At 56.8% G+C, this 14750-nt stretch carries 10 protein-coding genes and 2 pseudogenes; all 12 read left to right on the top strand.

The window, feature by feature from the left end; genetic code table 11:
* Positions 1-135: 135 nt before the first annotated feature.
* A complete protein-coding gene (locus CFI10_RS04405) occupies positions 136-2208 on the top strand; it encodes a mechanosensitive ion channel domain-containing protein (RefSeq protein WP_242530109.1) in 2073 nt (690 codons plus the stop codon).
* A complete protein-coding gene (locus tag CFI10_RS04400; protein WP_206839876.1) occupies positions 2205-4061 on the top strand; it encodes an SLC13 family permease in 1857 nt (618 codons plus the stop codon). The genes CFI10_RS04405 and CFI10_RS04400 overlap by 4 nt, the downstream gene beginning before the upstream one ends.
* Positions 4062-4114: 53 nt before the next feature.
* A complete protein-coding gene (locus tag CFI10_RS04395) occupies positions 4115-4633 on the top strand; it encodes an FKBP-type peptidyl-prolyl cis-trans isomerase (protein WP_206839874.1) in 519 nt (172 codons plus the stop codon).
* Positions 4634-4713: 80 nt separating this feature from the next.
* Entirely contained in the window at positions 4714-4995 is a 282-nt protein-coding gene (locus tag CFI10_RS04390) for a peptidylprolyl isomerase (protein ID WP_091828008.1), read from the top strand.
* A gap of 95 nt (positions 4996-5090) precedes the next feature.
* Complete coding sequence (locus CFI10_RS04385) at positions 5091-5438, top strand: FKBP-type peptidyl-prolyl cis-trans isomerase (RefSeq protein WP_206839872.1); 348 nt, start codon at positions 5091-5093, stop codon at positions 5436-5438.
* Positions 5439-5482: 44 nt separating this feature from the next.
* Positions 5483-7150 (top strand): VRR-NUC domain-containing protein, encoded by a 1668-nt coding sequence (locus CFI10_RS04380; protein WP_206839870.1) that lies wholly within the window; start codon positions 5483-5485, stop codon positions 7148-7150.
* 183 nt (positions 7151-7333) lie between these two features.
* Positions 7334-7609 (top strand): annotated as a pseudogene (locus CFI10_RS04375) (type I restriction endonuclease subunit R); the annotation flags it as partial.
* Between the two features lie 110 nt (positions 7610-7719).
* Positions 7720-9024, top strand: a complete 1305-nt coding sequence (locus CFI10_RS04370) for an IS1380 family transposase (RefSeq protein WP_206834329.1) — start codon at positions 7720-7722, stop codon at positions 9022-9024.
* Positions 9025-9262: 238 nt separating this feature from the next.
* Positions 9263-11422: pseudogene (hsdR, locus tag CFI10_RS19440) on the top strand (EcoAI/FtnUII family type I restriction enzme subunit R); the annotation flags it as partial.
* Positions 11423-11472: 50 nt separating this feature from the next.
* Complete coding sequence (locus tag CFI10_RS19140; protein WP_242530105.1) at positions 11473-11847, top strand: type I restriction-modification system subunit M N-terminal domain-containing protein; 375 nt, start codon at positions 11473-11475, stop codon at positions 11845-11847.
* Positions 11844-12968, top strand: coding sequence for an N-6 DNA methylase (locus CFI10_RS04360; protein ID WP_242530104.1), 1125 nt, complete (start codon positions 11844-11846; stop codon positions 12966-12968). The genes CFI10_RS19140 and CFI10_RS04360 overlap by 4 nt, the downstream gene beginning before the upstream one ends.
* Entirely contained in the window at positions 12965-14635 is a 1671-nt protein-coding gene (locus CFI10_RS04355; protein ID WP_206839868.1) for a restriction endonuclease subunit S, read from the top strand. The genes CFI10_RS04360 and CFI10_RS04355 overlap by 4 nt, the downstream gene beginning before the upstream one ends.
* Positions 14636-14750: the final 115 nt, after the last annotated feature.

Raw genomic sequence — 14750 nt, 5'->3', positions numbered from 1 at the left:
CAGCGCCGTCAGATTCTCCCTCTGCCGGCGTTGTGCTAATCTGAGCCTGCGTCAAGCTATGAACGGAGGCCCTAATTGACCCCAGCCCTGCGACTCCTGCTAATTCTTCTTAGCCTTGTATTTACACCCCTGGCCTTGGCCGAACCCGTCGATAGAGACCCCGTATCAGACTCGGCGCAGATAAACGATCTCACAGCCGAAACCGATGCAGAAGCCTCCCTGTCCCTGCCACGTCGGCTGGCGCAGCTGAGCAGCAGTATCGCGCACGATGCCGGAGAGCAGATCGTAAACCTGGCCTCAACAGCCCGGAACCTGCTGTCTGGAGATCTGACCGATCCCGGTTTCGACTCTACCGCTTTTACCGATGCAGCCCTTAACCTGGGCATGGTAGTACTCTCCACTCTGATAGTGTTCTTTTTACTCAAGCGGCTTTCGCGTCCTCTGTTCACAGTATTCAGCCGTTGGACTGAAGCGGGTGAAAGGCCCACACCCGTTCTGCGACTGGTGTTTTGTGTCGCCCTTGCAACGGTACTGGATTTGCTACTGGTGGTATTGGCCTATGTCAGCGGCAGCCTTTTCGGTACATTCCTGATTGGTGAAAGCGGTGAGCTGACCACTCGAGCCTCCCTGTTTTTGAACGCGTTCCTGATCATCGAAGGCCTGAAAGCGGGTATTCGCATGCCGCTTCAATCCGAACATCAGGGACTGCGCTTGCTCGCCATTGACGCCAACGAAGCGCGCTTCTGGAACCGCTGGATCGGCAAGCTGATCAGCCTGGTGGGCTACGGCCTGATGACACTGGTACCGTTGATCAACCTGTACCTGTCCAAAACGCTGGGCGAAGCAGTCGGTACCCTGATCACGCTGCTGGCATATGCCTATGCAACAACCGTGGTATTAAAGCACCGAAGTCGCCTGCGCATGGTAATTGAGTTGCGAGCGAACAATACGGAAGGTGGTATTACCCAGGTATTGTTGAAAATGCTGTCGCGCAGTTGGCACTTGCTGGCAATTACCTACTTTTCACTGGTACTGATACTTACATTCACCCGACCGGAAGATGCACTGCCCTTTGTACTGCTGGCAACCATTCAGAGTATTGCTGCCATCGTGGCGGGCCTGCTGCTTTCAACTCTTCTCGGCCAGACACTGGGCCGTCGACTCACCCTATCCGACGAACTGAAGCACAAACTGCCAATGCTTGAGTCACGCATCAACAGCTATCTGCCCAATGCACTCTACTTCCTGAGGGCAGTTCTGTTTGTTTTCGTCGCTATGCTGATCCTGGGGGCGTGGGGCGCATTCAATATCAGCGACTGGTTTGTATCGGATACCGGCCGCATGCTGGTTGGCAAAATCATCGCGATTGCCGTCATTCTCACCGTCGCCTTTGCAGCCTGGGTTATCCTTGCCAGCGTGATTGAGCACAAGCTGAACCCCGAAACTGGCACTGGTGAGCCCTCGCCCCGCATCAAGACACTGCTGGCCCTGTTCCGCAATGCGGCCGCAATTGCACTGATCACGATGACAGGCATGGTGGTGCTGTCGGAGGTCGGTATCAATATTGGTCCGTTGATTGCCGGTGCCGGCGTACTGGGTCTTGCCATCGGTTTTGGCTCTCAGAAACTGGTTCAGGACATTATCACCGGCATTTTCATCCAGCTGGAAAATGCCATGAATACCGGTGATATCGTGACCGTAGGGGGCATTACCGGGGTGGCCGAACGCCTCAGCATTCGCTCGGTGGGCATCCGTGACCTTAATGGCACCTACCACCTGATACCCTTCTCCAGCGTTGATACCGTATCAAACTACATGCGCGACTTTGGTTACCACGTTGGCATCTATGGCATCGCGTACCGCGAGAGCATTGATGAAGCCATCATCCATCTGCAAAACGCGTTTGAAGAACTGGCGGCCGATGAAGAAAACAAAAACAAGATTCTGGAGCCGATCGAAATTTCCGGCGTGACCGCACTGGCCGACAGTTCAGTCAATATCCGTGTTCGGATCAAAACCACGCCGGGCGACCAATTCTCCGTTGGCCGTGCCTATAATCGACTGGTCAAAATCCATTTCGACAACGCCGGCATTGAAATTCCCTTCCCGCATACCACAGTCTTTTTCGGACATGAAAAGGATGGTTCGGCACCCGCTGCCAGCCTGCGACTTGAGGCTCCCGGCAATAACCGCGAGGTCAGTGGATGACACAGGACCAGCTGCTGATCGTCGGTATCCTGATTGCGACCATGGGGATGTTCATCTGGGGACGCTGGCGGCATGACATGGTGGCTGGCGCTGCACTTCTGGCCTGTGTCCTCACGGGCCTGATAGAAGCTCAGGATGCATTCACGGGCTTTGCTCACCCAGCCGTCGTGACCGTGGCCTGTGTGCTGGTGCTCAGCCGGGCCCTTCAGGTGTCCGGTGCCGTGGATATTCTGACCCGTCATGTCTTGCCCAAACAGGCTGGTACCACCCTCAGTCTGGCCGCCCTGACCGGGCTGGGTGCCTTTCTGTCCGGATTCATGAACAATGTCGGAGCCATGGCGCTGTTGATGCCTGTAGCCATGCAGCTTTCGGTGCGACTGGACCTTACGCCCGGTCAGGTCCTCATGCCACTGGCGTTCGGCACCATTCTGGGCGGCATGACCACATTGATCGGCACACCGCCAAACCTGATCGTGTCCGGCTTTCGCAGCGAAAGCATCGGTAACGGGTTTGGCATGTTTGACTTCACGGCCGTTGGATTATCCGTCGCCCTGTTCTGCGTTCTGTTTATTGCCGTGCCCGGCTGGCGCCTGGTACCCGCTCGCAAGCAGCCCGGTACTGAAGGCTTCGATACGGGGGCCTATATCACCGAGGCACGTGTGCCGGAAGACAGCAAACTGGCTGGCCTGCACCTGCGCGAGGCCGAAGCCGAACTGGACAAGGCGGATGCACAGATCATTGGACTGATCCGAAATGAGGTTCGTGTCAACGCTCCGTCCTCCGGTCGTCGCATTCGTGCGAATGACATTCTGGTGATTGAAGCGGATGTAGAATCCCTTGCGGGTGTCATCAGCGCGTTGGGACTACAGCTTGAAGAGGCCAAGGCCTCATCGGCCGATGATGACACATCCCTCCAGACAGAAAGCGCCTCAGAGCAGGAAGATAAGGAGACGGATAAAGACAAGGAAAAGGACAAGGAATCTGACAGCAATGGCGATGGCATGATCCTGATGGAACTGGTGGTCAGAACGGAATCACCGCTGCAAGGACGCTCCGCCCGCGACATTCTGCTGCGCACCCGGTACGGTCTGAACCTGCTGGCCGTATCCCGCGAAGGGTCCCGCTCCAAGGCTCGCCTGCGTACGCTCAAGCTGAAACCGGGCGACTTACTCTTGATGCAGGGCTCTGAAGAGGCACTGTCCGAATTCGCGGCCGATAACGGCTGTATTCCGCTGGCCGAGCGCGAGCTGCGCATACCCGACCACAGCAAGGCCCTGACTGCAACGCTGATCATGCTGATTGCTGTCGCTTGCGCTGCCTTTTCACTGCTGCCAACAGCCGTTGCCTTTGCCGCTGGCGTACTGGCATCAATGGCGCTGCGCACCCTTCCCCTTCGGTCCGTGTATGACGCCATCGACTGGCCCGTCATTATTCTGCTCGGAGCGTTGATGCCGGTGGCTGCCGTAATGGAAAGTACCGGTACTGCCACGCTGATTGCCGACGTGCTGATTCAGCACGTAGCCCAAGGAAGCGGCCCTGCAGCCCTGGGGCTTATCCTGATCGTCACCATGCTCATTTCAAGTGTCGTCAACAACGCGGCCACTGCAGCGGCCATGTGTCCCATCGCACTGGGTACCGCCGCGTCACTTGGTGTAAACGCGGATGCCCTGTTGATGGCAGTAGCCATTGGAGCGTCCTGTGCGTTCCTGACACCTATCGGCCACCAGAACAATACTCTGATCCTCGGGCCGGGTGGTTTTCGATTTGGCGACTACTGGCGCCTTGGGCTGCCTGTGTCGCTGCTGGTTTGTGCAATCAGCATCCCGCTGCTTCTGCTGGTTTGGCCGTTGTAGTGTTTATCCTTGCTAAGCCTGTTTCATAATCGGATACTTCGTTTTTTTACTCTATGCCGTACGAGGTGTTTGCGTTGACACAGATTGCCGACAATACAGTGGTTCAGTTTTTCTACACGCTGACCGACTCCGATGACACCCAGATCGAAACCAACCACGGGGCGGACCCCATTGCGTATCTCCACGGCCATGGCAGCATGATGCCGGCAATCGAGGCCGCACTGGAAGGCAAGTCTGCCGGTGATACTCTGCACCTGACACTGGCGCCGGACCAGGCATACGGTGAACGCCAGGAAGGTCAGGAGCAACGTGTTCCCTTGAAGCACCTGCAAGGACTGCCCAAGGGCGTGCGCAGCTGGAAGGCTGGCATGGTCGCCGTTGTGCAGACCGACCAAGGCATGCGCCAGGTAACTGTGATCAAGCCAGGGCTGAAAATGGTGCTGGTCGATACCAACCACCCATTGGCCGGAAAAACGCTGACTTACGATATAGAAGTAGTCGATGTTCGCGCCGCGACAGACGAAGAGATTGCCCATGGCCATGCCCATGGCGTCGGTGGTCATCATCACTGATGGTCTGCTCGAACGCGTCCGCCTGAACAGAGGCCCAAACCGTGTTTGAATTCATTACTCAATTGTTACGGAGAAAACCCATGGCACGTGCAAGCGCTCGTCACATCCTTGTCAGCTCTGAAGCTGAATGTCAGTCCCTGAAAGATCAGATCGCCAATGGCGCCGATTTTGCTGCTCTCGCCAAGGCACACTCGCAGTGCCCGTCCGGCCAACAGGGCGGAGAGCTGGGCAGCTTCGGCCCGGGTCAGATGGTCAAGGCCTTTGACGAAGTGGTCTTCAGCGCCCCGATCAATGAAGTACAGGGCCCTGTGAAAACCCAGTTTGGCTACCACCTGCTTGAAGTCACCAGTCGCGAAGACTGAAAATCGTGACCTGTAGGCTCCGGCCGGCTCCCGCTGCGCCGGAGCCTTTTCATTTATCCACAACATGAAATCCATTGCTCACGACAGGAAGCGCCATGACTGAATGTGAACACCTACAGATCGAGGATATTGTCGAAGGCAGCGGAACCGAGGTGAAGAAAGGCGGCGCATTGATCACGGCGCACTATCGCGGTTTTCTGGAAAACGGGACCGAATTTGACTCCTCGTATCACAGTGGGCAACCCTTTCAAACCGTCCTGAGCCGAAAGAAGGTGATCGCCGCCTGGGTTGAAGGCCTAAAAGGCATGAAAGAAGGCGGTACACGCAAGCTGACAGTACCGGCCGAACTCGGATACGGTGAGCGCGGCTTTGGCGACAAAATTCCACCCAATGCCAATCTGGTCTTTGAAATTGAACTGCTGGAGGTGCTGAATCGAGAGTAGTCACTGGCTCCCATGTGATTGATTCAGCGCCAGACCCCAATTCAATGGATATCGCATCTATCCGCGCATCCTCCCTGGAGGATCCCCTCTACTACCTGCGTAATGCCGAGCAGGTGATTCGTCTGTGCCTGAGCCGGTATGCAGACCTGATATCGCCGGACGAGACACGGCGTCTGACACTGCTGCTATCACTGGACGAGTCTCCACGGGCGCTGCTGATCCGGTTGGTGATGCGAAAAGGCACGCTGTTTCGTACCGATGCCCTGCAATACAGCGAGGTGCCCGATCTCAACGCCGCAATAGCAAGTCTGACGGACGCGGAACTGGTGAATGCAAACCCCAGTCTGTCGCTGGCTGCACTGTGCGATTTGAGTCGGCGGGAAGAATGCCGTGTACTGGCACACTGCCGTCTGCCCGGTGCAGGTTTTGCGTCTTCTGCCCGCAAAGCCGATCTGATTCAGTCACTGCTGGACACCGCCGACGCCGAACAGTCGCAACCGGTTCAGGCATGGTGGCCAGAACCACCTTTCAGGGTCATTGAGTTGCTGTGCAACGATCTGTTTGACCGTCTGCGGCTGATGTTTTTTGGCAACCTGTACCAGCAGTGGTCCGAATTTGTGCTCACAGAACTGGGCCTGCAGCGGTTCGAGCCGGTCCCGTTAACCGCCGAGTCACGCCCCTTTCAAAGCCGGGCTGAAGTGGATCTCTATCTGCAGTTACATCACCTGCAGGCACGCGCCGCTGAAGGTGAGCCGATCGATGCCTTGTGTGCGGTCATGCCTCCTTCAACCGACTGTGAATGGATCCATTACCGCCGCCAGAAGGTTCTGTTTCAGCTGGGCCGAGAAGCGGAGCGCCAGCAGCAAAGGGAGCTGGCGTTAAGCCTCTACCACCAGAGCCAACATCCTGAGGCGCAGTTGCGCACCCTGAGGATACAGGAGAAGCATGAGCCGCCAGAGCGGGTATACCAATGGGCCAGTGATGCCCTGACGCGTCTGCTCCAGCCGGAGATCCGCGTCGGGCTGCAGCGCATACAGCAACGCTGTGCTCGCAAGGCTGGCCTTGAACATGCCCCGCCCAAAGCCCCGGATATCCCGGTCGAGTCGATGACACTGCCAAAACCGGATCACGGGCGTGTGGAGCAGGCCGTCATCACGGCCCTGTCAGATGCAGACACCGAGCTGTTCCATGTTGAAAACCGACTCTTTACCGGGCTGTTCGCGCTGCTGTTTTGGCCCGCGCTGTTCGCACCGGTACGCGGGGCCTTCCTCAACCCCTTTCAGTCCGGCCCTGCTGATCTGTACCGCCCGGGCTTCAGCGAAGCACGATCCGAGTGGCTGGACGAAGGCTTTGCGCAACTGCACTCGGGAACTTACCACCAGACCATATTGCAAAGACTGGAGCAGAAACAGGGCATCAGCTGCTCGCTCATTCATTGGCCAAGCCTCTCGCCCTCATTGGTCGAGCACACGCTGGCATTGATCCCGGCAGCACACCTGGAGGCCGTGTTTCGTCATCTGTTACTGGACCTGCGCCATCACCGCCGTGGCCTGCCGGACCTGATCCTGCTGAACCGCACGGCCGGCCGGTACCGGCTGATCGAAGTGAAAGGCCCGGGAGACCGGCTACAGGACCATCAACGCCTGTGGTTACACACGATGCAGCAACAGGGGATACCGGTCAGCGTACTTAATGTGCAGTGGGCCTCATAAGCGTTTCGGTTGTACCAGTCCATCATGTCGCCTTCTGACTTCAGAAACCTATCCCTTTAAGCTACCCTAAGCCTTGGTGAGAAGCCTACAGATCAGGAGCCTTGGTGAGAAGCCTACAGATCAGGAGCCTTGGTGAGAAGCCTACAGATCAGGCCGTCAGCAACAGGATGCGGGATTTTCAACATGGATAAGAAAAAGCTCACAGAGCGGGACATCTGCACCAAGTTCATCAACCCCGCGCTGGCACAGGCAGGCTGGGATTTACAGACTCAAGTCAGGGAAGAAGTTTCCTTCACCGCTGGCCGCATCATCGTGCGCGGTCGCCTTCATACCCGTGGCAAACGCCGCCGTGCCGATTACGTCCTTAGTTACAGGAAAAACATCCCCATCGCCATTATCGAGGCCAAGGACAATAACCATAGTCTTGGCGACGGTATGCAACAGGCGCTGGCCTATACCTGATTCCGTGACTTACAACCCCACTCACACCTCTACAACACTGTAACCACGCGGCCTGCGGCGGTAATATGGACGCCATTCTCGATTCACCCAGGCAGTGATATCTGACTATGCGTACCTTCAAGCTTGAACAGTCAAAAACCGAGATTATCACACCCCACGGTGGTCTGGCGCTGGTTGGGCACAGCGTGAACAGGATGACCTCTCTGGCTAAGACCTCGCGCTCCATCGTCAAGCGCCATGGCATCGCCAACATCGACCTCATCCGTACCTACCTGGGGTTGATTTGCCTTGGCAAGAGCGACTTCGAAGCGGTCGAGCACGCACGCCATGATCCCTTCTTCAAAGCGGCCATGGGCATCAAGCAATCACCTTCATCGGCCCGGCTGCGTCAGCGCTTTGATGAAGATGCCCGCGCACTGATCCCGTTATTGGATGAGGCCAGCGTCGAGTTTCTGTGTAACGCTTCGGTGCCTATCGGCACACTCACCACCGGGCACGTGCCACTGGATATGGACGTGTTTCCCATGGACAACAGCAACAGTAAAAAAGAGGGCGTGGCCTATACCTACAAGGGGCATGACGGTTATGCCCCCATCGCGGCCTACCTGGGCACGGAGGGCTGGTGTCTGGGCTGTGAGCTGCGACCGGGTAACCAACATGCCAATAAAGAGTTTATTCACACCCTCGACCGGGTGCTGCCTCGAGTCCGAGAGCTGACCGATGCACCGCTACTGGTACGTCTTGACAGCGCCCATGATGCCGCCGAGAACCGGGGGTACTTCCGTGCGCACGGGGCAGACTACCTGATTAAGTGGAACCCCCGCTCACAAGATGGACTGGCCTGGGTCGACAAGGCTCATGCGGCCGGCGCACTTTGGTGCCATACCCGACCGGGCAAAATGGAAACGCTGGTAAGCGAACCGCTGGATGGCACGGACGACCGCCTGATCGTCAAGGTGACGGTGCGCCAGAGTGACAGTTCAGGACAGCTGTTTTTGGAGCCGGAGGTCAGCCTGGAGGGCTGGACGACTTCACTCACATCGGACGCAGCAGATAACGCCAAGGTCATTGCGCTCTACCAGGATCACGCCACCAGCGAACAGTTCCACAGTGAGTTCAAGACTGATCTGGATCTCGAACGTTTGCCGTCAGGGAAGTTCGATACCAACGACCTGGTCATAGCCTTTGCCGTACTGGGCTACAACATACTGCGTTGGATGGGACAGAACGCGCTATTGGGGCCGGATGCACCGGTGCGTCATCCGGCCAAGCGTCGGCGGCTGAAAACCGTGATTCAGGAACTGATGTATATGGCCTGTCGCTTAGTCAGCAGCGGTCGTCGTCTCCACCTGCGCTTCGGACGACATTGTCCCGGTTTCGGGGCATTCAGTCGCGTCTACGGGCTGGCCTGATCCGGACTGTCGGATTTACAGCCATTCAAAATAGCCACACGCCCGAGCGCCATGCATGGCAGGGTATGCCTTGGCCTGCAGACAGAATCGAGACGAAATACTGCGGTGAGAAGCATGATCGATGCTGCAGTGGCGTAGATTAACCCGGTACACGTTAGATAAGATCGAGCTGTGTTAAAGAGCGAGGTCGTCTTCAGTGCTGGGTGCTGCAACAGCGGGTGAAGTCACTGATTCAGGCTATAGCGATGCGCTGGATGCGCCCTTCGTGTTCAGCAGCAACGGCGACGGCTTTCTGTTTCATGACCGTACCGGTCTGTTCGGCAAAACCGAGTCCACACTCGGCCTGAATGAATTCCCTTCGCCTGATACCCTCTGGGAGCTTTACTGCCGGTACAAGGGCATCGGCGAGGCGGCAGCCCGGCAAGCCGTTGAACAGCCCTACTACGATGACGGCAGCGGTCGCTCGCCCCGTTACTATCAGACGGTAGCGATCAACCGTACTGTCGAGGCTGTGGCGCGTGGGCAGAACCGTATCCTGCTGGTAATGGCCACCGGCACCGGCAAGACCTTTACCGCCTTCCAGATCATCTGGCGGCTGTGGAAGTCGAAAAAGAAGAAGCGCATCCTGTTCCTGGCCGACCGTAACATCCTGGTCGATCAAACCAAGAACAACGACTTCAAACCCTTCGGTCAGGCGATGACCAAGGTCAGTAACCGCACGGTTGATCCCTCTTATGAGATCTATCTGTCGCTGTATCAGGCCGTGACCGGCAGCGAGGAAGAACAGAACATCTACAAGCAGTTCTCGCCCGACTTCTTCGATCTGGTAGTGATTGACGAGTGTCACCGTGGCAGCGCTGCCGTGGACTCTGCCTGGCGCCAGATTCTGGATTACTTCTCCGCTGCCACCCATATCGGTCTGACCGCTACGCCGAAGGAAACCAAGGAAGTCTCCAACATCGACTATTTCGGTGAGCCGGTCTACACCTACTCGCTCAAGCAGGGTATTGAAGACGGCTTCCTCGCCCCGTACAAGGTGGTACGCGTCGATATTGACCGTGACCTTCAGGGCTGGCGCCCCAGCAAGGGCCAGACCGACAAGAACGGCGAACTGATCGAAGACCGCATCTACAACCAGAAGGATTTCGACCGCAATCTGGTGCTGGAGAAGCGCACCGAGCTGGTGGCGCGCAAAATCACCGAGTTCATGACGCAGACCGACCCCTACCAGAAAGCCATCGTATTCTGTGAAGACATCGACCATGCCGAGCGGATGCGTCAGGCGCTGGTCAACCTGAACCCGCAGCGGGTGAAGGAAAACCGCAAGTACATCATGCGCATCACCGGCGACGAGCAGGAAGGCAAGGCCGAGCTGGACAACTTCATCAACCCGGAAGAACGCTAGCCGGTGATCGCCACCACCAGCAAGCTGATGACCACCGGCGTGGATGCTCAGACTTGTAAGCTGATCGTGCTGGACCAGCGCATCCAGTCCATGACCGAGTTCAAACAGATCATCGGCCGTGGTACCCGTATCAACGATGACTTCAACAAACACTGGTTCACCATCATCGACTTCAAGAAGGCCACCGAGCTGTTCGCCGACCCGGATTTCGATGGCGATCCGGTCAAGGTCTACGTGCCCAAGGGTGATGACCCGATCAACCCGGACGATGAACAGGCCCCAGAAGATGAACAGCCGGATGACATGCTGGGTGAAGACGATGGCACCTATGAGGTCGACCCTGAAGAAGAGTGGGTATCGGATGATCAACCCAGCGGTGACTGGGACGATATCCTCGAAGACCCGCCACCCAAGCGCATCAAGTACGTGGTCGGCAACGTCGAAGTCAGCGTGATCGCCGAGCGTGTGCAATACCTGGGTCCAGACGGCAAGCTCATTACCGAAAGCCTGAAGGACTTTACCCGCCAGCAGGTGAAGGCCCAGTACGCCACCCTGAGCGACTTCCTGCGCCGCTGGAACGAGGCCGATCGCAAGCAGGCGATCATCGACGAACTGGCCGAACAGGGCGTGATCTGGGACGATCTGATCAAAGAGGTCAGCAAGAAACTGGGCGCCGAGCCGGACCCCTTCGACGTGATCTGCCACATCGTCTACGATCAGCCGCCGCTGAGCCGCAAGGAGCGGGCCGAACAGGTGCGCAAGCACAACTACTTCAACAAGTACGAAGGCGCCAGCAAACAGGTGCTGAACGCCCTGCTGGACAAGTACACCGATGCCGGTATCGAGCCCATCGAAGATGTGAAAGTCCTCACCCTGGCCCCTTTCAGCCAGATCGGTGCGCCGATGGAGCTGCTGCAAGCCTTTGGCGGCAAGCCCGGCTACACCGAGGCCGTGAAGCAGCTGGAAGATGAGCTCTACCAGCAGACTTCGTAAGCCGAACCAAACCCTTTACTCTTTTTTGAACACCCGGGAACAGACGCCTTATGTCGATTAACACCACCATCAAATCCATTCAGGACATCATGCGCAAGGACGTAGGCGTAGACGGTGACGCCCAGCGCATTGGTCAGCTGGTCTGGATGCTGTTTCTGAAGATCTTTGATGACCGCGAGCTGGAATGGGAGATGCTCAACGATGACTACCGCTCCCCCATCCCGACGCATCTACGCTGGCGCAACTGGGCCGCTGACCCAGAAGGCATGACCGGCGACGAGCTGAAAGACTTCGTCGACACCACCCTGTTCCCCGGCCTGCAGAATCTGCAGCCGGCCGGTGACGACTACCGTGGCGTGGTGATCCGCAACGTGTTCGAGGATGCCTACAACTACATGAAATCCGGCCAGCTCAGAGCCAGGTGATCAACAAGTTGCAGGACGGCATCGACTTCAACAAGTCTGCCGAGCGCCATGCGTTGGGCGATATGTACGAACAGATCCTCAAAGATCTGCAAAATGCCGGTAATGCCGGGGAGTTCTACACCCCCCGCGCGGTGACTGAGTTCATGGTCAACCGGGTGGATCCCAAGCTGGAAGAAAAGGTGATGGACCCGGCCTGCGGCAGCGGCGGCTTCCTCACCTGTGCCATCGAACACAAGCGCCAGCACTATGTCAGCACCCCGCAGGACGAGCAGACGCTACAGCGCACCATTCTCGGCGTGGAGAAAAAGCCGCTGCCGCACCTGCTGGCCACCACCAACATGATTCTGCACGGCATCGAAGTGCCGGATCAGATCAAACATGACAACACTCTGGGCCGCCCGTTGATCAGCTGGGGACCGAAAGAGCGTGTCGATGTGATCGTGGCCAACCCGCCCTTCGGCGGCATGGAAGAGGACGGCATCGAAACCAACTTCCCTGCCGCCTTCCGTACCCGAGAGACCGCCGATCTGTTCATGACCTTGTTCATCCACCTGCTGCGTGACGGTGGCCGTGCCGCCGTGGTGCTGCCGGATGGCTTCCTGTTTGGCGAAGGCATGAAGACCCGCCTCAAGGAAAAGTTGCTGGACGAGTGCAACCTCCACACCATCGTGCGCCTACCCAACGGCGTGTTTAATCCCTACACCGGTATCAAAACCAACCTGCTGTTCTTCACCAAGGGCAAGCCCACGGATGCCGTGTGGTACTACGAGCACCCTTATCCGGAAGGCTATAAGAGCTACAGCAAGACCAAGCCGATGCGCTTTGCCGAGTTCCAGACCGAGATCGACTGGTGGGGCGATGAGTCCGATGGATTCGCCAGCCGGGTCGAAAACGAGCAGGCGTGGAAGGTGTCCATCGATGAGATCAAGGCCCGCAACTACAACCTGGACATCAAGAACCCGCATCAGGGCGAGCAGATCAATCACGACCCGGACGAACTGCTGGCGCAGTACGAGCAGCAACAGGCCGAGATTCAGGAGATCCGCCACCAGCTGCGCGATATCCTCGCCGATGCGCTCGCACACAATACCGATACCAATACCGATGGAGGTGCGGCGTGAGTGCGCAGGAGCTGATAACCGATCATCTGGACCTGTGGACCGGGGCAGTCACCAAGAAGTCCACCAGCGGCCGTGGCAGCAACGGCAAGATTGAGCTGATCGGGATTAAGAAGCTGCGGGAACTGATTCTGGAGCTGGCTGTACGAGGGAAGCTGGTTGAGCAGGATCCAAGTGAAGAACCCGCACATCTCATTCTCGAACGTCTTGATTCCACTGTTAAGAAAAGCAGAGGGAAGTCACGAGCATCCTGTGGAACATCACAACCTAGCCTGCCCACAGGCTGGGCCTCTTTCCGAGTTGGCGATCACCTCGATTTCCAATACGGTAAATCCCTCCCTGCGAAGCAACGTGACGACTCAGGAAGCATCGAAGTTTACGGGTCTAACGGCGTCGTGGGCTTCCACACTCTGGCTTTGACGGAGGAGCCTTGCATTGTCGTTGGGAGAAAGGGCTCGGCCGGAGCTCTTAATAAGGCCCTTGGTCCTTCATGGACAACGGACGTGGCTTACTATATTCAGCCACGACAAGGATTCGACTTCGAGTTCACATATCTACTCTTGCAAAGCCTTCACTTGGACCAACTTGGCAAGGGCATTAAGCCCGGCGTCAACCGCAACGAAGCATACGCACTATCTGCTTGCTTGCCACCACTGGAAGAACAACACCGCATCGTCCAAAAAGTCGATGAACTTATGGCGCTCTGCGACCGGCTGGAGCAGCAGACCAGCGACCAGCTTGAAGCGCATGAACTCCTCGTGGACACCCTACTCGGCACCCTCACCCAGTCCGAGAATGCCGCCGAGTTGGCCGACAACTGGGCCCGCCTCGCCGCCCACTTCGACACCCTGTTCACGACCGAACAGAGCATTGACAAGCTCAAGCAGACCATACTGCAACTCGCGGTGATGGGACGGTTGGTGGAACAGGATGCGGGTGATGAGCCTGCAACTGAGCTGTTGAAGAGCATTCAAGCTGAGAAAGACCTGTTATCGCTATCATCGAAACAGCGAAAGACCAAACCACTGGCCCCGATTTCTGAATCCGAGGTGCCTTTCTCACTTCCTTCAGGCTGGGTACTTTCACGCCTGGATGACATCACAGATATCCAAGGAGGAATCGCAAAGGGCAAAAAGGTCTCAGGCAAGCGAACCCGATCTTTACCCTATCTCAGGGTCGCAAATGTTCAGCGTGCGCTACTCGACCTTTCAGAGATCAAAGAAATCGAGATTGCTGATGATGAAGTCGAACGTTACTTGGTAAACCGGCGGGACCTTCTAATTACAGAGGGCGGTGACTGGGACAAGGTAGGCAGAACTGCCATCTGGGATGGAAGCATAGAACCCATGGCACACCAGAATCATGTATTTAGGGCAAGACTCATTCTGGATGAGCAAAATGAACGGTGGCTTGAGCGTTATCTCAACTCACAATTTGCGCGTAACTATTTCGCAAGTTCAAGCAAGCAAACTACCAACCTTGCCTCCATCAACAAAACTCAGCTTCGAAGCTGCACCGTGCCACTTCCTCCGCTGGAGGAGCAGAAACGCATCGTTCAAAAAGTCGATGAACTGATGGCTCTCTGCGACCAACTCAAGGAGCGTTTGAACCAGGCAAGCGAAACACGTTGCCAGCTGGCCGAAGCCTTGGTGGAACAAGCAATCAGTTAAGGACAACTCAATGCCAGTTTTGGATGAAAAGTACGACCAGCTCTCTCTCAATAGCCAATATCTAACAGACCCTCTACTCTTGGCGCTGGCATGGAAAAAGGCCCATGAATACATA

This window comes from Marinobacterium iners (assembly GCF_017310015.1).
In the GTDB taxonomy this organism is placed as follows: domain Bacteria; phylum Pseudomonadota; class Gammaproteobacteria; order Pseudomonadales; family Balneatricaceae; genus Marinobacterium; species Marinobacterium iners.
The sequence above is the reverse complement of the archived record's forward strand: the minus strand, read 5'-3'. Positions and strand labels throughout refer to the sequence as shown.

Bases quoted from the DNA above. Each gene is read 5' to 3' on its own strand.
- CFI10_RS04395 (WP_206839874.1), top strand. From the start codon at position 4,115: ATGCCGTACGAGGTGTTTGCGTTGACACAGATTGCCGACAATACAGTG.
- CFI10_RS04400 (WP_206839876.1), top strand. From the start codon at position 2,205: ATGACACAGGACCAGCTGCTGATCGTCGGTATCCTGATTGCGACCATG.
- CFI10_RS04380 (WP_206839870.1), top strand. From the start codon at position 5,483: ATGGATATCGCATCTATCCGCGCATCCTCCCTGGAGGATCCCCTCTAC.
- CFI10_RS19140 (WP_242530105.1), top strand. From the start codon at position 11,473: ATGTCGATTAACACCACCATCAAATCCATTCAGGACATCATGCGCAAG.
- CFI10_RS04385 (WP_206839872.1), top strand. From the start codon at position 5,091: ATGACTGAATGTGAACACCTACAGATCGAGGATATTGTCGAAGGCAGC.
- CFI10_RS04370 (WP_206834329.1), top strand. From the start codon at position 7,720: ATGCGTACCTTCAAGCTTGAACAGTCAAAAACCGAGATTATCACACCC.
- CFI10_RS04390 (WP_091828008.1), top strand. From the start codon at position 4,714: ATGGCACGTGCAAGCGCTCGTCACATCCTTGTCAGCTCTGAAGCTGAA.